The organism is Mycoplasmopsis caviae (genome assembly GCF_024498215.1).
Lineage (GTDB): Bacteria > Bacillota_I > Bacilli_A > Mycoplasmatales > Metamycoplasmataceae > Mycoplasmopsis > Mycoplasmopsis caviae.
In genome coordinates this window covers 492,568-516,724 of sequence record NZ_CP101806.1, presented here as the reverse complement: position 1 = coordinate 516,724, position 24,157 = coordinate 492,568, and the positions used below count along the sequence as shown (strand labels likewise).

Annotated in this window: 25 protein-coding genes; 15 read left to right on the top strand and 10 right to left on the bottom strand. The window is 28.5% G+C overall.

Features of this window, described 5'->3' with window-relative positions:
• Window positions 1-11 precede the first annotated feature (11 nt).
• Both NPA07_RS02460 and plsY read right to left on the bottom strand, forming a co-directional pair.
• Complete coding sequence (locus NPA07_RS02460; RefSeq protein WP_126117841.1) at window positions 12-1,262, bottom strand: hypothetical protein; 1,251 nt, start codon at window positions 1,260-1,262, stop codon at window positions 12-14.
• Between the two features lie 102 nt (window positions 1,263-1,364).
• A complete protein-coding gene (gene plsY, locus NPA07_RS02455; RefSeq protein ID WP_126117842.1) occupies window positions 1,365-2,120 on the bottom strand; it encodes a glycerol-3-phosphate 1-O-acyltransferase PlsY in 756 nt (251 codons plus the stop codon).
• Between the two features lie 290 nt (window positions 2,121-2,410).
• Here plsY and NPA07_RS02450 point away from each other — a divergent pair, with 290 nt between their 5' ends.
• The 8 genes from NPA07_RS02450 (at window position 2,411) to NPA07_RS02415 (ending at window position 6,008) form a co-directional block, all read left to right on the top strand.
• Window positions 2,411-2,662, top strand: coding sequence for a hypothetical protein (locus NPA07_RS02450; RefSeq protein ID WP_256553198.1), 252 nt, complete (start codon window positions 2,411-2,413; stop codon window positions 2,660-2,662).
• A 42-nt stretch (window positions 2,663-2,704) separates the two neighbouring features.
• Window positions 2,705-3,067: a hypothetical protein gene (locus NPA07_RS02445; protein ID WP_256553296.1), complete on the top strand. Its 363-nt coding sequence runs from the start codon at window positions 2,705-2,707 to the stop codon at window positions 3,065-3,067.
• Window positions 2,997-3,248 carry a hypothetical protein gene (locus NPA07_RS02440; RefSeq protein ID WP_256553295.1) on the top strand — a complete coding sequence of 84 codons (252 nt, stop codon included), beginning with the start codon at window positions 2,997-2,999 and terminating at the stop codon, window positions 3,246-3,248. The genes NPA07_RS02445 and NPA07_RS02440 overlap by 71 nt, the downstream gene beginning before the upstream one ends.
• Window positions 3,233-3,421 (top strand): hypothetical protein, encoded by a 189-nt coding sequence (locus tag NPA07_RS02435; RefSeq protein ID WP_256553131.1) that lies wholly within the window; start codon window positions 3,233-3,235, stop codon window positions 3,419-3,421. The genes NPA07_RS02440 and NPA07_RS02435 overlap by 16 nt, the downstream gene beginning before the upstream one ends.
• Entirely contained in the window at window positions 3,409-3,537 is a 129-nt protein-coding gene (locus NPA07_RS02430; protein ID WP_256553294.1) for a hypothetical protein, read from the top strand. The genes NPA07_RS02435 and NPA07_RS02430 overlap by 13 nt, the downstream gene beginning before the upstream one ends.
• The gene (locus NPA07_RS02425; RefSeq protein ID WP_256553071.1) at window positions 3,531-3,668 is read left to right on the top strand and encodes a hypothetical protein; all 138 of its coding nucleotides are present in this window, start codon (window positions 3,531-3,533) and stop codon (window positions 3,666-3,668) included. Before NPA07_RS02430 ends, NPA07_RS02425 begins: the two co-directional genes overlap by 7 nt.
• Window positions 3,608-3,877: a hypothetical protein gene (locus tag NPA07_RS02420; protein WP_256553166.1), complete on the top strand. Its 270-nt coding sequence runs from the start codon at window positions 3,608-3,610 to the stop codon at window positions 3,875-3,877. Before NPA07_RS02425 ends, NPA07_RS02420 begins: the two co-directional genes overlap by 61 nt.
• Before the next feature lie 526 nt (window positions 3,878-4,403).
• Window positions 4,404-6,008, top strand: a complete 1,605-nt coding sequence (locus tag NPA07_RS02415) for an APC family permease (protein ID WP_126117844.1) — start codon at window positions 4,404-4,406, stop codon at window positions 6,006-6,008.
• Window positions 6,009-6,029: 21 nt separating this feature from the next.
• Here NPA07_RS02415 and mutM read toward each other — a convergent pair whose 3' ends face one another.
• The 6 genes from mutM to NPA07_RS02385 all read right to left on the bottom strand — a co-directional run bounded on the left by mutM (window position 6,030) and on the right by NPA07_RS02385 (window position 11,479).
• Window positions 6,030-6,851: a bifunctional DNA-formamidopyrimidine glycosylase/DNA-(apurinic or apyrimidinic site) lyase gene (mutM, locus tag NPA07_RS02410; protein WP_126117845.1), complete on the bottom strand. Its 822-nt coding sequence runs from the start codon at window positions 6,849-6,851 to the stop codon at window positions 6,030-6,032.
• A gap of 156 nt (window positions 6,852-7,007) precedes the next feature.
• Complete coding sequence (locus NPA07_RS02405) at window positions 7,008-8,291, bottom strand: glucose-6-phosphate isomerase (RefSeq protein WP_126117846.1); 1,284 nt, start codon at window positions 8,289-8,291, stop codon at window positions 7,008-7,010.
• A 104-nt stretch (window positions 8,292-8,395) separates the two neighbouring features.
• Window positions 8,396-9,643, bottom strand: a complete 1,248-nt coding sequence (locus tag NPA07_RS02400) for a glucose-6-phosphate isomerase (protein ID WP_235659519.1) — start codon at window positions 9,641-9,643, stop codon at window positions 8,396-8,398.
• Entirely contained in the window at window positions 9,627-9,983 is a 357-nt protein-coding gene (locus NPA07_RS02395) for a S1 RNA-binding domain-containing protein (protein ID WP_235659520.1), read from the bottom strand. Before NPA07_RS02395 ends, NPA07_RS02400 begins: the two co-directional genes overlap by 17 nt.
• Before the next feature lie 70 nt (window positions 9,984-10,053).
• Window positions 10,054-11,178 carry a transposase gene (locus NPA07_RS02390; protein ID WP_256553293.1) on the bottom strand — a complete coding sequence of 375 codons (1,125 nt, stop codon included), beginning with the start codon at window positions 11,176-11,178 and terminating at the stop codon, window positions 10,054-10,056.
• Window positions 11,168-11,479, bottom strand: coding sequence for a hypothetical protein (locus NPA07_RS02385; RefSeq protein WP_256553292.1), 312 nt, complete (start codon window positions 11,477-11,479; stop codon window positions 11,168-11,170). Before NPA07_RS02385 ends, NPA07_RS02390 begins: the two co-directional genes overlap by 11 nt.
• A 392-nt stretch (window positions 11,480-11,871) precedes the next feature.
• Here NPA07_RS02385 and NPA07_RS02380 point away from each other — a divergent pair, with 392 nt between their 5' ends.
• From NPA07_RS02380 to NPA07_RS02350, 7 genes are all read left to right on the top strand, one after another.
• Window positions 11,872-13,623 (top strand): MAG3090 family protein, encoded by a 1,752-nt coding sequence (locus NPA07_RS02380; protein WP_126117848.1) that lies wholly within the window; start codon window positions 11,872-11,874, stop codon window positions 13,621-13,623.
• 72 nt (window positions 13,624-13,695) lie between these two features.
• Window positions 13,696-15,057: a glycine--tRNA ligase gene (locus NPA07_RS02375; protein WP_126117849.1), complete on the top strand. Its 1,362-nt coding sequence runs from the start codon at window positions 13,696-13,698 to the stop codon at window positions 15,055-15,057.
• A 31-nt stretch (window positions 15,058-15,088) separates the two neighbouring features.
• Complete coding sequence (gene dnaG, locus NPA07_RS02370; protein WP_126117850.1) at window positions 15,089-17,056, top strand: DNA primase; 1,968 nt, start codon at window positions 15,089-15,091, stop codon at window positions 17,054-17,056.
• A gap of 2 nt (window positions 17,057-17,058) precedes the next feature.
• On the top strand, window positions 17,059-18,528 hold the full coding sequence (locus NPA07_RS02365) for an RNA polymerase sigma factor (RefSeq protein WP_126117851.1): 1,470 nt from the start codon (window positions 17,059-17,061) through the stop codon (window positions 18,526-18,528).
• Complete coding sequence (locus tag NPA07_RS02360; protein WP_126117852.1) at window positions 18,528-19,304, top strand: Nif3-like dinuclear metal center hexameric protein; 777 nt, start codon at window positions 18,528-18,530, stop codon at window positions 19,302-19,304. Before NPA07_RS02365 ends, NPA07_RS02360 begins: the two co-directional genes overlap by 1 nt.
• Window positions 19,305-19,313: 9 nt before the next feature.
• Window positions 19,314-20,027 carry a HEAT repeat domain-containing protein gene (locus tag NPA07_RS02355; RefSeq protein WP_126117853.1) on the top strand — a complete coding sequence of 238 codons (714 nt, stop codon included), beginning with the start codon at window positions 19,314-19,316 and terminating at the stop codon, window positions 20,025-20,027.
• A gap of 62 nt (window positions 20,028-20,089) precedes the next feature.
• Window positions 20,090-20,593 carry a dUTP diphosphatase gene (locus NPA07_RS02350; protein WP_126117854.1) on the top strand — a complete coding sequence of 168 codons (504 nt, stop codon included), beginning with the start codon at window positions 20,090-20,092 and terminating at the stop codon, window positions 20,591-20,593.
• 23 nt (window positions 20,594-20,616) lie between these two features.
• Here NPA07_RS02350 and NPA07_RS02345 read toward each other — a convergent pair whose 3' ends face one another.
• Both NPA07_RS02345 and lon read right to left on the bottom strand, forming a co-directional pair.
• On the bottom strand, window positions 20,617-20,985 hold the full coding sequence (locus NPA07_RS02345) for an SdpI family protein (protein ID WP_126117855.1): 369 nt from the start codon (window positions 20,983-20,985) through the stop codon (window positions 20,617-20,619).
• A 108-nt stretch (window positions 20,986-21,093) separates the two neighbouring features.
• Window positions 21,094-24,060, bottom strand: a complete 2,967-nt coding sequence (gene lon / locus NPA07_RS02340) for an endopeptidase La (protein WP_126117856.1) — start codon at window positions 24,058-24,060, stop codon at window positions 21,094-21,096.
• Window positions 24,061-24,157 lie beyond the last annotated feature (97 nt).

Sequence of the window (24,157 nt, the reverse complement as noted above, 5' to 3'; positions counted from 1 at the left end):
AAAATGAATTTTTAAAGTGTCAAAGTCGAGACATTTTTTAATACATCTTTTAATTCAGTATCTGTTTTAAGTTTCTTAAATCCTATTACTTGTTGTTGATATGCATAAACTTCACTGTTACTACTGTCAATTCATCCAAAAGCAAGAAAAACCATAGCAGAACCTTTATAGCCATCAGTTTGCTTAGAACTTTGCATTATTCTAGTGTTTTTAAAATTGATTCCTTTTTGAGTAAAAATATCTTTAATATTTGTTACTTCAGTATTATTCTTATAGAACTTTGGCATATTATTTGCATCATTAATTCCATAGTCATAAATAGTGAAATCATTAATGTTATCTTGTAATTCAATTTTGTCAAAAATTGAATTAACCGCATCTTCTAGCCTTTGCGTTTGTTTAAAACCATTAACTACATATGATAATTCTTGACTTTTGCCTGTTGAATTTTCCAAAAAAGTAATTGTAACAATGCATTCACCTTTAAGATTATCTACTTCATCAACGCTAATGTTCTTAATATTCAAATCTTGGGCAGTTAAAAATGCGCTTAGATCCATATTATTTGAAGTCTTTATTGATAATTGACTCTTTAATTCATCTAATGTTTTAAATTTTCTAATATATTGTTTAACAATGTATTGTGTTTTGTCTTTTAAGTCTAAACTATTTATTAAATATAGTTTTTTGTCAAAAAGGTCTGTATAAAAACCTTTTATTTTAATATTGTGCTTAACATTTTTACCATCTTTTTGTCGATCAATTACTAAATCAATTTCACCTTTTTCTTTGCTAGAAGTTAATGTGTCAATTGTGTATGTGTATTTGCCACTTTTACTTGTAATAATAAGATCAGCTTTGCTAATCTCATCAGATTTGAGATTATTAGAATTTATTACTCTATAGACTTTTTCACTTGCGATATAGTTAATTGACTGTTTAAAAGAATAATGAGTTTTTTTATGAATGCTAATATTCATATCTTCTTCAACACTAATTTCATTTTGAACAGGCGGGTTTGATGGCTGATTTGGTTGTCCAGGAGTAGTGCCTGGATTTGGATTTGGAGTAGGTGTTGGTGTTGGAGTTGGCGTTGTGCCTGGATTTGGTGTAGGTGCTGGTGTTGGAGTTGTGCCTGGATTTGGTGTTGGAGCAGGTGGTGTTTTTGGTCCACTTCCACAACTTGAAGACACCATTGGTGCTAGTAAACTAACAAAACCAAGGTTACTTAATATAAGTTTTAATTTATTTTTTCTATTCATTTTTTTATACCTTTCACTTTGAAAGGTTACATTTTTTTTTTTTTTTTTTGCAAAATGGTAAAAATTTATTGTTTTTTTCACATTTTAGGTCAATAAAAAAATCTACACATTAGGTAGATTTTGTTCATCATTTTTCAAATTTTGGCTTTCTTTTTCCTTCGAACCTAACTTACTTTCACTATGTTTAATCAAGCGTCTTATATTGCTATGGTGCATTGTAATAATTAGTATCGCAGCAATTAGATAGATTATTCCGCTCACATATCACATATTTATAGTAAGAACATTAATAAAATTACTTCAGTAACCCAATATTCCACTAGTCATTCATGGAATAAAACTAAGAGGTATCAATATTATTGCACAAACTATTGAAGCAAGTGAAACATATCGAGATGCAAAAACAATAATAAAGAACATTGTTGCAGCAACCAAGAATAAAATGATATTAATGGAAGCAATTAGACCAATAGTACAAGCAACACCTTTGCCACCTTTAAATTTAAAATAAAGCGGAAAGATATGACCAATAATAACACCTAAAGCAAGAGATTGAGGACTCATATAATATTTTGATGCAAAAATATATGCTTGCTCAACATGATTTAGTATTGCGGCTAAAATTAATGTAGGTATTAGTGTTTTAAAAACATCAATTGCAAAAACCAAGCCTGCAAACTTCATGCCATAAGTTCTTAGACTATTAGTTGCACCAGCGTTTTTTGAATTATGTAATCTAATGTCATCTTTCTTTTTTCATTTTGACAAAATAATACTGGTATTTAGCGAACCAAGGCTGATATAACCTACCAAAACTAGTGCTAGATTTAATAATATACTATAGAAAATAATATGCATAGATTTATTTTACAATAAAAAAACAAAAAATTTCTATTCTCATTTATAATTAATGGTTTTATTTTATTTTGTCCACCCTGTTTTTATCTTTTATTTTGTCCATTTTTAGGTTTCAATTATTATTTTAAAAAGGAGAATTTAAATTATGGAAAATCTTGTAATTAAAACCAGATTTCAAGCAGTTGATACAGGTAAAACAACTGATTATGAAGATAAAAAAATTTTAGATTTAAAAAATTCAACAATATTGAAATAGACCAAATGCCGAAATATCAAAAATATTAGGAAAATTGGGTTGTAGAACATCAACAAAAACAATTAAAAGATATAGAAATCAAATATTGATTGCATCTACAAATAACCAAGATGCAATCAGTATATCACATGGTAATAAAAATAAACTTAGGGGTGTGAAAGTAAGTGATTCAGTTATTATTGATTTAACTAATAGATATTATGAATTAGTGGAACATATTGAGAAAATATCAAAAGGTGATCTTAGTGTAGCCTTGTTGCATTTTTACAATAATGAGAACTACTAATGATGAAAAAAATTGTTGCCTTTCACTACCTTTTATAAAAGAATGCTTAGACTTGGTTATTGCAGTTCATATGCAACGAGAAAAGTAAAAAAATGAGTTAAGAGAAGAAGAATGTTTTTAGAAAACGGTCAAGATATTTCTAAAATCGAGGCACAGTTTATTAAAATTTATGAAAAAATTCTAAATAAAAATCCATTAAAAGGTGTTTACCAAAATAAAAGTTCTGACTATGATTTTGGGCAAATTATTGAAATTGATGCAACACCACTTCATCTTTTTGGAGAAAGTAAGAAGTACCATATTTATAATCTTTGTTGATGCGGCAACAAAAAGTTTGTTAGCAATCTGAATTGACATTGAGGAAACAACAATTGGATATCAAAATCTTCTAACACAATTATTTAAAAGGTATGGCATTCCACAAGTAATAATAACGGATAGAAGAAGAACTTTTGAGGTTCAGATAGTACAAGAACAGTATGGAAGAAGCGCTAAATGCAAGAGGAATTGAACTTATAACAAGCGAGCAATCCAAAGGCAAAACCAAATGTTGAAAGATCATTTTGAACATTGCAAAGATGAATAGGAACATTCTTTCATACAAACGGAATCAACTGTTTTGAAGACTTTTTGGGAAAAATTGAACTTTTAATTGATGAATACAACAAACAATTTAAAAAGGCCGAAGCAGTAAGTAAAAATCAAATGTTTTTAGAAAGCCAAATACTGAAATTTTTGAAGAAGAGATGAATCTTGTAATTAAAAGAAAAATAGTTAATCATACTGTGAGATATGACAACAAATATCTTGCTCCATTTGATAATAATGGCGCTAGGGTTTCTATGTTTGAAAGTGGAGAGGCAAAGACATGGTAACTCCTGAAAATAAATTATTCTTTGTTGAGGGAAAAGAAAATATGAAGCCAGAGTACCGAAAGGAAACGAATTGAGTGCAATCGATGTATATGCAATATCAAAAAATCTTGATCCACAACATCAAGGTGTAAGAGCTACAATTAAAACCATGCTTCATAATAGAACATGAACATCCAGTACATTTGAAAAACTTGAAAATATATTTAAGAATTCTGCAAACCCAAACAATAAAGACATTGAATTTATTAAAAAACTATTAAGTGAAAATCTTGAAAAGTTAAATGATATTACAAAAGAAATGAAGGAATTTATTGACGCTAATTACAAATCATTTAAGTAAGTTTTTCTTGTTTCTTCTTTTTTAAAAGAAGAAAGCCTATCTGGCAAGACAAAAGAAGTTTTGCTTCTTAAGACCGACAGGTCTTAATAAGAGCCAACGGCTCAATACTTATTAAATAAGTTATTTTTTATTTCAATCAACAATTTATTTGTTGATTGAAGAATATTTAAAAGAAATTAACAAATGATGTCAATCCCCAAAAGTTATGAAAAAACTTTAGGATTGAAGACAAAATGAATTAATTAAAAGCAACTTCTTAATGATGTTGTATGTTTTAATATGCAAAATTTTAAAAAATGTAATTTAACATTTAAAAAATGCGGTAAACCTTAATGTTGTACACACAAAAACAAAAAAATAACACATTTTTTGCTGTTTTAGTTAAAAAAATAGCTAAACTTTTATGTGTTTTGGCTATAATTTTTACAACCTTAAAAATTGGACAAAATAGAAGAAAATTATCACAAAAAATTTCTATTCTCATTTATAATATTTACTCACAAGTAAATATAAGAAAGGTATAAATATGAAAGCAGGACAGAATAGCAGAAAAATTGGTTTTTTCTTCGCACTAACTATGTTAATAGGTAGTGTTGTAGGAATTGGGATATTTTTCAAGAATCACTCAATTAAGGAGGCGACAAGTGGCGATGGTTTAAGTTGACTTATGACCTGAGTTTTGGCAGGTATAATATCACTTTGTAGTGCACTAAGTTTTAGCGAAATTAGTCGTATAAAAAACACAAAGGCAAGTGGTATAAGCAACTGAGCTGCACAGCTAGGTGGCAAGGCATTTGGCTACTTTATTAACTTTAATTACACATTTTTATATGGTGCAATATTAATTGTGGCACTAAGTTTTTTCAGTGCCGAGGCATTACACAATTTTATTGAAATTTGTGCTAATGGTGCTTTTAAAATTCCTACCTATTATTTGCCATTTAGTGCACTAGTCATATTTGTATTTTTCTTTAGTATGATGGTTATAAGTTTAAAAATTAGTTCAAGTATTCAAAAAATTGTAACCATTTTAAAATTTATTCCGCTTATATTTGCGATTATTATTGGAATTAGTTTATATAAGCAAAACTATGCAGGTGGCTCAAATGCTTTTAATAAAGTTAACTTTTCTTGAAGTTCAGTTAAAGGTTTGCTAGTGGCTCTGCCTTTTGCACTCTTTGCATATGATGCATTTTTATCAGTTGGCTCAGTAGCTAATAATTTAAAGAAAGATACTCTTCCACTAATAGTAATTATTGGTATGAGTGCTGTCATTGTAACCTATTCTCTAATAGCAGTGTCAGCTATTTTACACAATAGTGGTTTAGTTGAACAAATAATTAAAAATACAATTGACCAGTCTAAAAATAATAAATTAGCACAAAGTTTGACAATAACATTTAACTTATTTTTGTTTATTTCTGCTATTGGGGTTTTAAATGGAGTAACTACTGGCTTTGTTTATGAACTTAATAATGCAATTAATTTAAAAATCATTCTTGGTGGTGCTAAATATCGAAGTAAGATGAATCTTAAAAGAATGATAGTATTTTTAATAAGCATAATTTATGGAATTATATGAATAATTATCTCGTCAACTGTTTGAGTACTAAAAGGTGATAATGCACTTGATGGATTAAGTAATTTACCTACTTTTATTTTCTTTAATTTTTATGCAGTAATAATAATTTTATATTTACGTAAACGTAAAAATATTAACGTTAAAAAAATGAACAGCGTTCTATTTTGACTTTTTTCAATATTAGCAATTATTGGTTCCTTGTTTACAAATGTGGCCTACATATGAGCAACAATTGCCGGTATCTTAAATAATGATAGAGCACTAAGTGGTATTTTCTATGGAAATGAAACACTTTATATCGGTAAGTGAGTTGAGTTAGTTTTCTACTTTGTATATTGAATATTTATAATTGTGTTTCCTTTAATTAATTATTATCTAATTAAGAAATTTGAACAAAGAAATGTGCTTGATGAATTTGATTTAATTAATTACAAACCAAAATATCTTGAAGATATTTGAAGCAATTATAATTTTAATGACTCTCCTGATATAGTTCGCTCAATTGATGAAGAGCCAAAAAAATTAAATGATGCTATAAAAAATGAGTAATTCGCTACTCATTTTTTAAATTTATTTCTGACAATTTGGACAGTAATAAGTGCCTCTTTTGTTAATGAAAATTTTGTTAATTTTGCTAACCTTACACCTTGGACAATTTTCATTAAAGTGACCGTGAACCTGTAAGAAGTTTTGAAACTCTCCCTTAACGCCATCAACTGATGTATAAGAATCAATGCTTGAGCCACCAAGTTCAGTCGCCTTATCCATAATTACTGTAGCAGTTTTAATTATGCTACTAAGTACACTAAAACTTATATTTTTAGCAGGTGTTAAAGGGTTAACTTTGGCTAAAAACAATGTTTCATTAGCATAAATATTACCAATTCCAGAAACAAGTGATTGATCCATAAGAACCTGTTTTATAGGTATATTCTTCGTTTTGATCTTATCAAAAAGTTCACTAACATTAATCTCAGAAGGTATTTTAGCCACTTTGTTAAGTGGTTTAGTTGTCAATAATGCTTTATCATCCTTAATGTGAAATGTTCCAAATTTTCGGGAATCATTATAGTAAATACAACTACCATCATCAAGGTGAAAAATCATATAATCATGCTTACTTGCTGGTCTAAATTTATAATGAGTAAAATATTTGCCACTCATTCGCAAATGGCTTAATAAATATTTGTTATTAGAAAGTACAAAAATAATATGTTTTGCTAAATTTTCTACATTAATGAATTTTTCATTAAGCAAAAATTGCACAAATTCACTGCTACTAACTTCCTTAATTAATTTAGGTTCTAATATGTCAATTTTGACAATTTTGCGATCAATTATTTTTGGTCTTAGGTCTTTGACCACACTTCTAACTTCTGGTAATTCTGGCATAGTAAATTAATTATATCAAAGTTTTTCAATTTCCTAAAAGTACTATAAAACAGTGCTTTTGAATAATTTAAACAATTGCGTTTGCCATACAACTGATAATATGTACACCTGGAATAAGTACAAAAAATGAGCCACTTTTGGCTCAAAATAACACTCTTATCCTTTAAGGATTTTAAACATATTAGCTTTATAAACTTCAACACCTGGTTGATTAAATGGATTAACACCCAATAAGTATGCACTAATTGCTAATGCTCTTTCAAAGAATTGAAATAAATATCCCAATGTATATTCATCAAATTTAGCAAAATTCATAACAATGTTAGGTACTTTACCAGTGTTCATATGAGCATCAAGTGTTGCATTAAATGCTGTCATATTAACACTGTGTAATTTATTTTTATCAAGATAAACTAATTTATCTAAATCTTCTTTATCTGCTTTAAAGTCAATATCATACTTTGGCTTGTCTAGAACTAAGATTGTTTCAAATAAAACCTTGTTTCCATCTTGTATCATTTGGCCTAGTGAGTGAAGATCAGTTGAAAAGATTCCACTAGTTGGAAATAATCCCTTACCGTCTTTGCCTTCGCTTTCAGCAAATAATTGTTTTCATCATTCAGCAAAATATTGCATTTTAGGTTCATATGAAATCATCATTTCCATTGTGTAATTTTTGCTCAAAATATGTCTTGCCACTGCATAACGATATGCATCATTTGTCTTAAGACTTAAATCATTTGCATCCTTATTTGCTGCTTGTGCACCACTGAGAATTTGATCAATATCAATTCCAGCACACAAAAAAGGAAATAGACCAACTGGACTTAGTACACTAAAACGACCACCTACATCGTCAGGAATAATCAATTTTTCATAACCTTTTTGACTTGCTAAAGAATATAGAACACCTTTTTTAGCATCGGTTGTAGCCACAATTAAATTCTTGGCTTCTACTGCGCCAACTTTTGCCTCTAATAGTTTTCTAAATTCTCGAAATGCAATTGATGGTTCAAGTGTTGTACCACTTTTTGAAATAACATTAATAGCAAATTTTTTACCTTCAACATATTTTAGTGCAGCCACTAAGCTTTCACTACTAATACTATTGCCTGCAAAAACTAATTCCATTTTTGGTTTATTGATGCTGTATTGACCATAAATAAATTCATAACCGCTCTTTGCTCCTAAATATGAACCGCCAATACCAATAACTACAACTGCTTCAATATTTTTACTTTCTCAAAGTTCAACAATTTTTTTCATTTTCTTAACTTCATCACTACCAGCCTTATTTGGTAATTCAAGTCAACCTAATCAATCCTTTTCAACTACTGACTTAGACATTATAGAATTATGAATTGACTTAACTTTATCTTCATAAGAAAGTAATAATTTTTCATCAACACAATTGTGTAAATTTAATTTAACTGCCTTCATTTTCAAACTCCTTAAATAATGAATTATATAAATTATTCTACTTTTTTAAACTTTTGTAACACTAAATCAAAAGTTTATAGAAAAATTATGGAAATAATACAATATTAAAAACTAAATGGATTAAGTTTATTTAAGTAACATTCATAAATATAACTTCAGTATAAGAACCCAACAATATATCCTAAACTTAACTCACTTCCAGATTCAAGTTCAATGCTAAAGACAGGAAGTGAAGCTACGTTCGAAAGTGTGTTTAAATATCCTTTTTGAAGTGCTTTTGAATATGAACTTATTCGGTTGTCTTTGTAACTCTCTAAACCATCTTTTGTGTTATTGATCTCATCACTAATTCGAAAGTCGATTTTCTCATTTTCTAGACTAAAAACCGAAGTAAAAAAGTTTCGATTATTGTCAATTAAATATTGTCCATATGTATAAATATCCTGGCTAAATGTTGCACTCATACAAATGTGCTTTGAACCTAAAAATCGCATATTATTAATGCTGCTATACAACTTAAGTATTCCACTAAAACGTTCATCAGAACCAATTAAGAGATCACTCTTTTTATCATTTTTTAAACAATAGCGAATGTATGCATATTGAAAAGCTTTGTTTTGTTCTAAATTTCCGCTTAATCAACTAACACACCCAGATGAATAACCTTCAACTAAATCATTAATATTAGCACCTTTAAGTATTAAAAGTAACATATTAATTTCGCTAAAAAATGAAAAATTATTTGAAAGAATATTTGGACTAATTAACCTGTTTTGTAGTGGAATATGTAAAAATTCAAGTTGTTTTTCAAGCGATTCTTTTGATATTAAAAATACTCGTTCTAATGCTCGATAATACCCATCGTTAAGTTGCAAATAATTCATTAATAATTTAACAAAGTTAAGTGTTTGCTCATTAAATTTATTAAAGGAACTAAGAATTATACCTGTATTTCTTTGGCAAAATTTATCCTTTATTTTCTCATAGATACCATAGTAATCCTGCGACATATTATCAATATTAATAAAACTAAATTTTATTTTGTGTTCTCTAAGTAAGTCATATTCAAAGAGAAAATTAAATCCGGCATTAAAATTTTCTATTATTTTGCCACTTGCTAAAATAAGAATTTCACCAATTTTTTGCTTAGTAATCAACTTAACAAAATTATTTAATTCTCTCACATTAAAATTACTAAAATTTAGTGCTAATTCATGAAACCCAAAATGTTCAAAACCTTCAATATTTTTTAGTTTAATATCCCTAATTAAATTTTTGCCTCGATTAACTAAACTCTCGTTTTTAAAATCAGGTGAATAATTATAAGCATTAAGATTAATTGTTGCCATCATTTTCCTTAATATTATAGACTTCTATATCATGATCAATTTGAGCTTTAAGAGTTTTAAAACCGTGCTTAGTATTTGCTAAATTTTCTTTAAAAGGACTACGCAAAAAAGCAGCATGATTAGCTTTGAAATTACCAATTTTAATATTGTTTTTGTAGTCAATTTTTTCAACAATAAAATTGACTCGATCGCCGACTCTAAAACTAAATTTGTCATTTAGACGACTTCAATCACACATTAGCGAACGCGGAATAAAGTAGAGATCATTATTGCATAAAACACTAAGCCCATCATTGCTTAGTTTAGTTATCTTTCCAAAAAGTATATCGCCCTTGTGATTCATTGTTACTTTATTATACTTAAACTTTTAGTTTATAGACTAGAATAAATTAAAAAAGTTTTAACAGATGTTACTATATGGCTAAAATTTCAGCAAGTTTTTCAATGTAATTTAATAATTTAGTATTTCTTCAATCAACACCATTGGACGATTGTTTTTTAAATGATTTTAGATAGTTGATAATTTGATTATATGAATATTTTTCAGCTAGGTTCAGCCTTGTTAATTCGTTCTTAACTCTCATTGAAATTATCAATGAAATGTAATTAATAAACTCTGTTGTATATAAGCTATATTCAGAATGAACTCCTGTTTTTGGTAATTCTAAAATGTTCTTATAAAATCTAAACATTTCTTCTATTTCTCATCTTTGAGAATATATTGTGTAGACATCTTCAAGTGATAGTTTGCTGTTAGATTCAAAGATTATTGTACCTAGATTTATAGTTTCATCATTAAATTTTTGAAATTCAAAATTATTCTTCTTTTGTGACATTTTAAAAAGCACTTTTCTTTCATTCGCTTCTATATCTAAATCTTTAATTGTGTAATAGTATTTATTTCCTATATTAGTAATTTTTCCAAGTAAATTTCTATCTTTTATCATTAATGGAATCAAATTATCCATTAAATTATTTGCTGAAATTAGTTTTGAAGAACGTTTAATTGGAAATAAATATCTCATTTTTTTGTGTTCTTCAATCTTCTTAATTATCTTAGAATTCCAATAACCTTTATCCCCAACTATTAACTCATCATTTTTAGCTATATTTTCCAAATAGTCTTCAAATATAGTGCAATCCAACATATTTCCAGCATATGGTCTACCATAGATTGGTTCTTTTGTTTTTAAATCGTATGTATACAAAAGTGTAAAATCTTTACTACCTTTTATTTTTCCTTTTCTTGTTCATTTAGAAAAAACAGAATCATCAGAATTGTATGATTTTAATGTACCATCAATAATTTGAATAGATTTTTTAAACTGGTTAATTCTATCAACCATGAAATTCTCAATTTTTGCATAATCTCTTCCGACTCTTTCAAAAAAATCAGGCATCATGGATTCACTTAAACCAACATTTTTAAATAATTCCGATAGGAAAGAAGTTTCATAATAAAATTTTAAATCTCTGTTTGTGGCCTTTGGATAAGCACATCGAATTAATGATATTAAATAAATTTTCTTAGTTGTCAATTCATCAAAATGTTTTTGTAATTGTTCGTATATGTTTTTGCCATGTTTTTGAAAAATTGCAACATTTCCATAGTCCTTTATTGTTGTTACTACGCTTCTTATTGTTTTTCATGTATTTTGGTTCTTTTAATGCTATATATTTGCCGTTCTCTATTCTTCCAATAACCGCAATATTGTAGGAATAAACTTTTCCGTTAACATATTTTGAACTTCTCTTAACAACTGAATAAATTCCAAAACTGTTTCTTACAATCGTTCCTTTTGGTCTCTCAATCGATAATATTTCTTTTGGTATTGCCATCTTTAATTTCCTTTTTATATAGTAATGTTACTATATATTATATCAAAACTAAATAAAAAACAAGGAAATTTTTGATTATTTCACTTTGTTTTTTACTATTTTGTAGGTTTTGTAACTGAAATTGGTGAAAATAGGTAATTATTTAAAATTTATATAGTAACACTAATTAAAACTTTATTAATAAATGGAAAAAATATGGAAAAAATTTAAATCTAATTGCCTAAAATTTGATTTTTTAACAAAAATTAAAATTTTTAAAAATTTAGCCAATTTTTAATACTAATTACATATTAAATTTAAATATTATTTTATAATAATATTAAATATGAATATTAAGCCAAAATTAAATTAAAAATATAAGTTGGCTAATTAAAAATTAGTGAGGAATCAATATGAAAAGACTTAACTGTACTTATGAAGCAAAAAAAGATTTAACATACCCTTGATTACTTAAACATCCTAAAATTAAAATCGGCTTAGCTAAATTTAAAACAAGAGAAGAAGCTCTTGAATGATATATGTTGCTTAAATATGAAACAGCAGTTTGATATCAAAATGATAAGAAAATTTTTGAAGGTCAATTAACTTGTGACTATGAAGATGGTCAATGAAACTACTACATCAAAACAGCAGGTTTTGATGGTGGTGGAACCTATGAAGGAAACTGCCGTCAAATTAATATTAATCCATCAACATTCCAACATGACTATTATGGAGCAAAAGAAAGATTAAAAAATTTAGACTTTGTACTTATTTCGGATCCAGCAACCTACTTTCCACCAGAATTAGAAATTGCTAAAAAGAAAAAACAATCAGATATTGTCGATGTTGAAGCAATTAGATCACAGTTTCAAGAACAAATTAATATTTTATTAGCACAAATTCATGAAAATAATGCTGAAGCTGATAAAGAATTAGAACTTCTCAAACAAGAATTAGCTAAAAAGGATATGAACTTCAATGAAATGGCTCGTAAAATGGAATTACTTAAACGTAATTACAAACCACTCGAGGGCGTTTCATATGTTAACTATGTTACTTTAGGTTTTGATGACTATGTAGGTGGTGTAGCATTATATACTGAAAAAATTAAAAATATTATCGAAACTACTCCAAAACAAAAAGTTAGTCAAGCTGACTATGATGCAATCAAGAAAAACTATGCCAACTTTAATAAACAATTGCTTGAAGTTGAAGAAAATCCTAATTTTTCACATGCTGAATTAGTTAAAAGAATGCACACTGAATTGGATGCAACATTTGAGTCATTATTAGCATTACTAAGCATTGATAGTGAATTAGAAGATACTCCAGCAAATCGTGCTTATTTCTTAAACAAAGAAACAAAACAAAAACAATCAATTTCATGAGCTAACTCATATGTGTTAGTAGACCTTTATCACGTTGGTTTTGTACCATACAGTGAATATGAATATGCAATTCCTTACTTAGCAACAAGAAGCAAATTCTCAGTAACAGTTATTAATGAATCAGATGCTACTAAAACAATAACAATCCAATCAGCTGAAAGAGATGCAGTTGATACAAGTTTAAACCATGAAGAACCTAAAGAAGTTGAAATGGTTATGGGTGAGGTTGAAGATGTTATCGAAGAACAATCACAACCTGAAGTTGTTGTTGAAGAGCAATCACAACCTGAAGCAGTTCAGGAAACAATTGTTGAAGAAAAACCAACCCTTGAGCAAGAACCACAAGTAACATTTGAGGACCAGCTTTTTGTTCAAGAAGTCGAACCGGTTGCTAATGAACAACTTTTCATTCAAGATATTAAGGAAGAAAAAAATGGTGTAAGCGACTTTGTGCTAATTGACCACAAAGAAGCTAAAAAACCAGAAACCAGTGACTTTGCAGTTAGAGTTGTTGAGGAAAAACCAATTCAAATAATTGATAATAAAGATAAAAAAGTTGACGAAAACTTTTTCACAGGTCTTAGAGGTGATGAACCTGTAGCACTTGAATCAAGTGAAACAGCAGACAAACTTCCTGCTAAAAAGCGTAATACAGCAGGCTTTTACTTTCTAATCTTATTATTAGTTCTAATCCTTGCAGGACTTTTAACATTAGATATACTTGCAATTATTCAATTAGCTGGTGGTCCAATATTCTTTAATTTTGGAGGTTAAAATTTAATTACGAAAATGCACATTGCTGCATTTTTTGTAATTATTGCACTTATTTAAGGCGGAGATAAATATATGAAAAACAATGAAAAAAATATGACTGTTTTAATTAATCATTTAAAAGCAAGTGGTTTTGTATTTCAAGGTAGTGAAATTTATGGTGGCTTAGCTAACACCTGAGACTATGGACCATTAGGTTCATTATTAAAAGATAATATTGAAACTGCTTGAAAAAATGAATTTATCAAAAGTGAAAAAAATAACCACCTACTTGATTCAAAAATTTTAATGAACCCTCAGGTTTGAATAACTTCTGGTCATGTTAACAATTTCAATGATCCTTTAATTGAAAACAAAGTTAATGGTAAAAGATATCGTGCTGACAAACTAGTTCAAGAAATTGATCAAAACATTATTCCAGAAAAGATGTCAAATGAAGAAATTAAAACTTTCCTTGACAAAAATCTAAAAGAATATGAAGGTTCAAAAACTAACTGAAGTGAAATTAGAAAATTTAATCTTATGTTTGAAACAAAACAAGGTGTTACAGAAGAAACCAAGAGCAAAATTTACTTAAGGCCAGAAACAGCACAAGGTATTTTCGTTAACTTCAAAAATGTCCAAAGGAGCATGCGTTCAAAATTACCTATGGGTATTGGACAAGTGGGTAAAAGTTTTAGAAATGAAGTTACGCCAGGTAATTTTATCTTCCGTACTCGTGAATTTGAACAAATGGAACTTGAAGTCTTTTGTCATCCTAATGAAGCAGATAAACTTTATAAGTACTACATTAAAAAAGCTCAAAAATTTGCTCTCGACTTAGGTCTAGAGGCTCAAAATATTCGTATTAGAGAACATGACAAAGAAGAACTAAGTCACTATTCATCAGGCACAAGTGATATTGAATATTTCTTCCCGTTTGGTTGAGGAGAACTTTTAGGAATCGCAAATCGTACTGATTTTGACCTTAAAGCACATATGAGTGCAACAGGAGAAAATCTTGAATACATTGACCCTATTAGTAATGAAAGATATATCCCTTATGTAATTGAACCTTCTATGGGACTTGATCGCTTAATGTTAGCAATATTAATTGACTCATATGATGAAGAAAAACTTGAAGGTGATGATTCAAGAGTAATACTTCACTTACATAAAGATCTTGCTCCATATAAGGTTGCAGTGTTGCCTTTAGTTAAAAAACTTAATAATGAAGCAACTAAAATTTATGAAAAATTATTGAAAGCAGGGATTTCTGTAACATATGATGAAAGTGGTTCAATAGGTAAAAGATATAGACGCCAGGATGCAATAGGTACACCATACTGCGTCACAATAGATTTTGACTCAATTGAAAATAAAACAGTCACTATTAGAGATCGTGATAGCATGCAACAAAAGACTGTTCTAATTAGAAATTTACTAAAAGAACTATAAAACAGGTTTTAATAAAAGTGGGAGTTAATGAATGAGCAACAATAATCATGAAATAATTAAATCAATTATTGCAAACAATAACATTGTTGATGTAATTGGCTCATTTATTACCTTAAGTAAAAAAGGCCGAAGTTATGTTTGCATTTGTCCTTTTCATCAGGACACAAACCCATCAATGAATGTTGATGAAAAGAAGCAAATTTTTAAATGTTTTGTTTGTCAAGTCGGGGGAGATGTCTTAGCCTTTTTAAGAAAATATAAAAAGTGAAGTCTTCAAGAAGCACTTGAATATTTAGCAAACAAAAGTAATAGCAACGTTGATTTAAGTTTTTTTCAAAAAACAGTTAGTTATTACAATGAAGAAGACTTAAGAATAATTGAAATCAATAACAAATCTAACTCACTCTTCAAACTTGAACTAATAAAAAGAAAATCAAGTACTCTAAAATCATTTGTAAATAAACGTTCCCTAAGTAATGAAATAATACAAAACTTTGATATTGGTTTTGGTGACCAAGAAAGTTTTAAGTCAATTTTTGCAAATGAACTAGAAAATAATGCTGACCTACTAGTAAAAGCAAGTTTAATTAATAGTCATAATAAAGCATTGTCATTTAAAGACCGTATAACTTTTGCTATAAGAGATGAACGAGGTGAGATAGTAGGCTTTAGTGCGCGTGCTCTTGACAATGAAACTAAACCAAAATACATCAATAGTAATGAAACAAAATTATTCAAAAAGAATTCTCTTTTATATAACTGAAATCAAGCTAGTGAAAAAAGTCAAGATGGAACAATTATAATTACAGAAGGCTTCTTTGATGTTATAGCCCTTTATAAAGCAAAAATCTTTAATGCTGTCGGCTTAATGGGTACTGCACTAACCAACAATCATTTTCGCTTGCTAAAAGGAAGAAAAATAATAATTTTCCTTGATGGTGATGACGCTGGTCAAAAAGCTTCGCTTAAAAGTGCAAAGTTCTTGCTTGACCATCGAATTGACACTTATATTGTTAATAACACAACCAAAAGTGATCCAGATGAATTGTTTAATGACTATGGGCCAGAAAACATACACAATTTAATAAAAAACGCACCTGCTGCACTAGATTTTATTTATCAATATTTAAGCAGAAAATATAACCTAAATATTTCTCTTGACAATGAAATGAAAAATATTAAGGCTTTTTGCGATGATTTTGTTTACTATCTTGAACATCAAGTTCTAAATATTCAAGAATTTTATAAGAATAAAATCAAAAATGATTATCGTTTTGACATTAAAATCAGTAGTAAACCTAAATTGCCTGACCCATATGACTCACAAGAAATTTATGCACCGCCATCAGGCGGAAGTGAATATGAAGATTATGATTTTTCACAACAAGATGTTCCGCCACTATTAGAAAACGAGTTAGAATACCAAAACCATGTCAATCGCAATAATGATATTGCGAATTATAAAAACAATACTAAAAGAATTCCTCCTGATCCAGATGGAAAACTAATTAATCGGCTTTTTTATGTTCTGCTCAATTATCCAGAATTAAATAAATTATTTAGAAAGTTTGAAAGAAATAAAAATGATGATTTTTTCTTTGCATACTTTAATGATGAAGAGTTAAAACACGAAATTTATAAATTGCTAAAAGAACAAAACAAATTAAATGATGATATATTAAAAAAGTATATTATTGAACTCGAAAAAAAGGAAATTAATGTCGACCTTAGTGGTTTTAACAAAAATTACAAAACTAAGGAAGAAATTGAGACGAATTTTGAAAATGTTTATCGATTGGCAATAAATGAATCGGATAAAGCATACATTGAATACACTGCTAATGAAGAAAGACTTAAGATTATTGCACAAGATAATAATGATGAAAAAAACAAGTCAAGTAAATTTTATGAAGACTTTAGCAAAAAAATGAGACAAATTGGAAAAAGAAAGTCATCAGACTATGATGTTAAAAATGCATATATAGATAAAGGAGAATAAACATGAGTAAATCAAGTGAAATTAAATCATTTGTTTCAATGATTAAAAAGCACACAAGGAGTATAAAAAAGAAGCAAATTACCCAAGAAGAAGTTTATGAATACCTAGATTCAATTAAAGTTGAAATTGATGATGAATCAATGGACGAAGTTCTAGCTCAGTTATTTGAAGCAGGTTTAATTATAGATGAAAGTGACGAAGGTGATCTTGATGATGTTAGCCTTGATGATTTTGACTCTGAAATTGAAGAAAGTTCAAGAAACAAAAAAGAATATACAGATGAAATAGAAGTTAAAAGTATAAAAAGTAATATTTATGATGAAGACCTTGAAGATGATGACGATAGTTATAGTCTTGTAAGTTCATATGGCGATGATGATGAGAGCCAAGAATACATAATTGAAGATGATTATGTTGACACAAGTTATGATGAAGATGAAGAGGATGAATACTACGAAGAGGTAGAAGAAAAGAAAAAAACAAAGAAAAGTAAATCAAAAAACCTTGACGATACACTTGAGTTAGAAAGTTACGAAGATGAAGAAATTAACCTAAATGATACTAAAGTTATCAAAGATAAAGATCTTACAAATAAGCTTACCGAAACAAATGATATAGTTAAATGATACATGCGTTGAATTGGTAAATATGGAAAACTTTTGACAATTGAAGAAGAAAAGAAACTTGCTCAAGAAATGGAAAAAGGCGGTTTTAGAGGTAAACGTGCAAGAGATAAACTTATTAAGCGTAATCTTCGTTTAGTTATTAATAATGCTAAAAAATATAAAAATAGAGGACTAAGTTTTATAGACTTAATTTCAGAAGGTAACTCAGGTATAGTTAAGGCTGTTTCAAAATATAATGTATCAAAGGGCTTTAAATTCTCAACATATGCGACTTGATGAATTAGACAAGCGATTACTCGTGCTGTTGCTGACCAAGCTAGAACTATTAGAGTTCCAGTTCATATGGTAGAAACTATTAACAAAATTACAAAAATTGAACGTGAACTTCAACAAGAATTAGGACATGAACCTACTGATGAAATGATTGCAGAAAGATATGGTAATGGCTACGATGCAGATAAAGTTAGATACATTAGAAAAATTAACATTGATCCCATTTCGTTAGATAAACAAATCGGAAAAGAAAATGATTCTTCATTTAGCGACTTTGTCAAGGATGAAAGCGTGGTTAATCCGGTGGACTTTGCTTCACAAGAAGAATTGGTTGAAACACTTAATTCAATTCTTGAAAAATCACTTGACGATGAAGAAAGAATTTTAATCTGTAAGCGTTATGGAGTTGGCATTGATGAAAATGGAAATAAATATCCAATTCACTCTCTTGAAAAATTAGCTGAAGAAAGAGGTGTTTCAAAAGAAAGAATTCGCCAAATCGAGAATAAAATTTTAAGAAAACTTAAAAGTAGCACACGCAAGGGACGCCACTTGAAAGACTTTATTAAATAATGCAAATTAGAAAAGTGACAAAATTTCTATTAGATAAGTGACCTCTTGGTTTTAAAGAAGAATGAGACCCAAGCGGTTTTTCTTTAAAATTCAACCTTGCTGAACCATTAAGAGGTATAGTATGTGCAATAGATTTAACTAATGAAGTTTTAAACAAAGCACTAGAGATGAATGCTAATTTAATTCTAACTCACCACCCATTTAAATTTGAAGAAACTTGAAAAGACGAAGAAGCAAGTGCACCTTATAAAAGTGCTATTTATCAAATTTGCAAAGAAAAAAGAATTAACGTCTTAGCATTTCATACAAATTATGATAATCAACCTTGTGGCACATCATACCAGATAATTAAGAAATTAAATTTGGATAAATATAAACAAAACTATATTAACAACTATCCAAATTTAGTTAAATTTGATACTACTTTTAATGATTTAGTAGCAAAAATTAAGAATGCTTTTGGTTTTAATGCTATGAGAACAAATTTTCCAAAAGGACTATGAAACAGTCAAATTAGTAAAATTGCTTTTCTTTCTGGTGCGGGAGATATTAGAGAAATAAATAATATTGTTAAAATGAATTATGACTTAATTGTTACAAGTGATATCAAATGAAGTGATTGAATTACATATAAAGAAACAGGAACAAAAATTCTTGAAATACCACACCTTGATGAACAAGTGTTTGCTGATGATGTCTACGAAATTTTAAAACAAAAATTCCATGACATACCTGTTGAATTAGTGCATATTGATGAACCATATTGAAATATTTAATGAGGATTTATGAAACCAGTTGAAAATAAAAAACAATGATTATCAAGAGGCTATATTGATGGTGAAGATATTGCTGAATTTGAAAATAAAAGTAAAGATGAACTTTTAAAATTATTAAATCATGAATATGCATGAGTACGCTCATCGGTTGCCTATAATCTATCGCCTATGGATGAAGAATCTGTTGATGCTCTGTTAAAGCGTCTATGTATCGAGGACAAACTTTATACAAAGATTGCAATTTGCGAAACTCTTGAGACAGGTAACATATTTACAGCTAAAAAAATGGTTGAATTTTTAGGAAAAATTGGAAGAAACCAAATTAGTGAAATACCTAAATATGTTAGCTTAAAAAAATTATATCCTACCCCACGGGATATAATTGCTAAATCACTAGCAAAAATGCACCCATCTATATTGCCAATATTGCTTGAAACTCTAAAATTAGGCACAAGTGAGCAAAAATTGGAAGTTATCGATTCAATTGGTTCAATATGCTTTAATAAAAAAGAATTAGCAAACGAAAAATTACTCAATGAATTAATTGACATTTATGATAAAAATATTAACAATAAAATTTTTGTTTGAAAATTCATAATTTTACTTTCTGCATTTAATTTTGAAGCAAGTAAGCAAATATTAAAAACATATTTAAATTCAAAAGACATTCTCGCTAAGGAAGCTTCGCGTTCTTTAAAATTATTAGAAGAATCAGATAATTAGCTAAAACTGTTTAGCTTTTTTATTTGCCTTTTAGTAAAAATATAAAGTTGTATAATAGATACATGAATTTATCAAAAATTTTTACCATGCAAAAGGAACTTGATGAAGCAATAACAGCAAGAAACGATATCAATGCTAAAGCTTCAAAAAACAAAATCAGGGAATTTCACTATATGAAATTACTTGCTTTACTTGTTGAAACAGCTGAATTTGCTAATGAAGTGCAAACCTTTAAATATTGAAAGGCAACCAAGGAAGTTGATAAGGATAAAGCGCTTGAAGAATTTGCGGACATTTTACACTTTGTTGGTTCATTTGCTTACCAATACGATGTGGAGCCAAATATTAACCCTTTAATTATGAGCAGGGATGTAAATAAACAAATTTGTTTATTGTTTCAAACTATTTCTAGTGCCACAAACAACATCAATAAATTTGTTATCGGTGAGATTCTAGCTCTTACACTAGGAACAGCAAAACTTTTAGGTTATACTCAAAAAGATCTTTTAGAAGCTTACTACAGTAAAAACAAAAAGAATTATGAAAGAATCAAAAATAAATATTAGAAGCACTAAACTTCTAATATTTTTTAAAAATTCCCAATAATCTTTTGTCTCTTACGCAACATAATTTCAATATAAATTATGATACTAATAAATGAAATAGCTCATAATGCAAAAACAATAAAGAATAAATAGTAAAAATCTCGCACAGAAAAAACAACAGCTGAACTAATAATCGTGATAGTCAATGTTACAATACCCAATATAAAAATCATTTTTCCAAAATTTTTGTTTGCAAATTGATAAAAATCGCTATTGCTTGTTGCTAATTTAGTATGATAACCTAAATGCTTATTAAACTTTGGTGTTTTCCAAAAAAGCAAAACCCCCACAATTATACAGGCAATTGATAAAATAATATTTACTCCAAAAACAATGATACCCTCAGCGGCCATAATCTCTCCTTTGATTAAATTTATTATATCAATAAAGAGTTAATTTTTGTAATTGATAAAAAAACAAAAAAGCTTATATTTTGAAAATATAAGCTAAATTATTATCTTTTATTTTTTTGTTTTTGACTGTTTTATAGGCTTTTTAGTAGATTCTTCATCAACGTTATTATTGCTTTTTTGTTTAGCAAAAATGTGTTGATAGATTTCATCATATGATTCAACTGGTATAAAAGTTATTGCTTTTCTAACTTCATCAGGAATATCTGCAATGTTCTTTTCATTGTCTTTTGGAATAAACACTGTTTTAATTCCTTTTTTGTATGCAGCAAACGATTTTTCTTTTAGTCCACCTATTTCAAATACACGACCTCTTAGTGTAATTTCGCCAGTCATAGCAATGTCTTGAGGAACTGGTTTATTGCTTAAAGCACTAACTAATGCAGTTGTGAAAGTTACACCCGCACTTGGGCCATCCTTAGGAACTGCACCTTCTGGTACGTGAATATGAATTTCTCGCTCATCAAAAGCAAAGTTTTTAATATCAAACTTCTCAGCGTTTGCCCTTATGTATGAAAGTGCTATGTTTGCTGACTCTTTCATAACATCTTTTAGAGAACCTGTTAATTTAATGCCACTATTTTTGCTCTTGAAACTAGAAACCTCAATTTGTAAAGTAGTTCCGCCTATTGATGTATAAGCTAATCCATTAACAACACCAACTTGTGGTTCCTTTGTATCTTGGTGGTCAGTAAACTTAGGTGTGCCTAACATTTCAATCGCAATATTTTTGTCAATTGTAAATTTAGAAATTTTTTCACCTTCAACAATTCTTGTAACAATCTTGCGGGCAATTTTGTCTAGGTTTCTCTTTAGACCACGAACACCTGCCTCAGCTGTATAGTGCTTAATAATAAACTCTAATGTTTTATCATCGATATTGAATTGTTCTTTCTTAATTCCTGCTTGTTCAACTGTTGAGTCAATTAAGTGCTCACGAGCAATTTTAATCTTTTCATTAATTGTATATGAGTTCAATTCAATGATTTCAACACGGTCAATTAATGCAGGCGGAATATTTTCATAATAGTTTGCTGTTGCAATGAACATAACTTTTGACAAGTCATATTCATGTTCAAGATAGTTATCTTGGAATTTTGTGTTTTGTTCTGGATCAAGAACTTCAAGCATAGCACTAGCAGGGTCACCTTTATAATCAGAAGACATTTTGTCAATTTCATCAAGTAAAATTAATGGGTTTGATACACCTGCTCTTTGGATTGCTTTAATAATTTTACCTGGCATTGAGCCTACATATGTACGTCTGTGACCTCTAATCTCGCTTTCGTCATGAACACCACCTAGACTAATCTTAATATAACTTTTATTAAGTGCTTCAGCAATTGCTCTTGCAAGTGATGTTTTACCAGTACCTGGTGGACCAACTAATGTAAGAATAGGCACATTATTAAATTTCTTTTGAATTTTTGAATTCTTTGTATCTTCTTTAAACAAAGATAAATCAATTTGATAGTTTTCTTCTATGTCAATTAACTTGTTTTCTTCAGATTTTTTAGATATGTTCTTGTGGTTAATAATTAAAGAAAGGTATTCAATAATACGTTCTTTAACTTTTTCTAAACCATAGTGATTTTTGTCTAAGACTTCCTTAGCATGTTTGATATCAAGAGTTTCAACTTCAATTTTTCTTCAAGGCATTTTCTTAAGAGTACTAATGTATGCAGCGCCAATATTTGCATCAGGTGTACCAGACATCATACCCTTTAGTTTTTCTTTTTCAGTTGAAATTAATTTAAGAACACTTTCAGGATACATTTGTTTCAATTTAGGATCATGAATTAATTTAGCAAATGAATCGTCTTCTTCATTTGCTCCATCACTTTCAGAAAGACTTTCTTTAATTGCTTTAAGTTTTTCTCTTAATAGAAACTCTTTTTGTTGTTTTTCTAAATTATTCTTAACTTTTTGGTTAAGTTCATTTTCAATAATTGCATCTGCAAGTGGATCTTTAGAACCTTTTGAATCCTTAGGTGGTTTTTTAGATAATAATTCGTCTTTTTTATCATCAGATAACTTTTTGCTTTTTTCATTTAATCCAGCATTGCCACGAACAAAGTTTTCTGTTTCAAAATATTTAAGTGCTGCCTTTGAAGAAACATCAATTGTTTTGTTTTTAACGAAATCTTTTTCAAAGAATTTAAGACTATCAACTACTTTCTTTTCTTTTGGTGTTCAATGAAAATTACGATATGAATAAAGAGTTATTGCAATATAATCAATTTGATCATCAATTGAATTTAAATTAAAGACATCCAATTTATAAAGTCCACCTAATGCAAAGTAACTCATAAGCGATTCAATAATATTTTCGCCAGAAAAATCTAATTCATTTTCATTAAGTTTTTGAGTTCTTTCATAATTTTCTTCTGCTCATCTATTTCGAACTTCTGTAGAATTTTTATTTTCTAAATTATAAAAAATTATTTTGTCTCATATACCTTTTTCAACAAGTGTAGTTATTGTTGTGTCCACCACATCTAATTTTTTAATTGATTCTTTTGATAATTCAGACACAAATGATTTTTTAGCTGCGACTGCATTTTCAACATCAAATGAATTTACTGCAAGGCTACCGTTTGAAGTTTCAAGACGGTTTATTTTATAACGTCCTATACCCTTAACCTTAAGCACATACTTTTTAACTTCTTTTGAATCACCTTCAAATACCACTTTTACATCAAGAACTTTTACATATGAACAATATGGATTAACATTTATTGCTTGACTAATTATTTTTGCCTTAGATTCGGGACTCTTATCATAACCTGCACTTAGGTAGTCAAAATATCCAATAAATAGATATTTAGCATCTTCATTTTTTTCTTTCTTAACATTATGGTTAATTGATTCAAAATAGTTAAATAAGTGACTTAAATATTGGTCACTGAAACTTTGGTTTTTTGCGGGTATATCGATAATTTTAGTTTCGTGATTATAAATTGTATCACTAACAAATTTATCATCCAGAATGTCTACTAACAGGATTTTTTCTTTCATAATAACTCTCCTTTAAAAATGCGTTAGTAATATTTTAGCACTCTTATCATTAAAGTGCCAAATATTTTTTATTTTCTTTAATTTTACCTTACTAAAT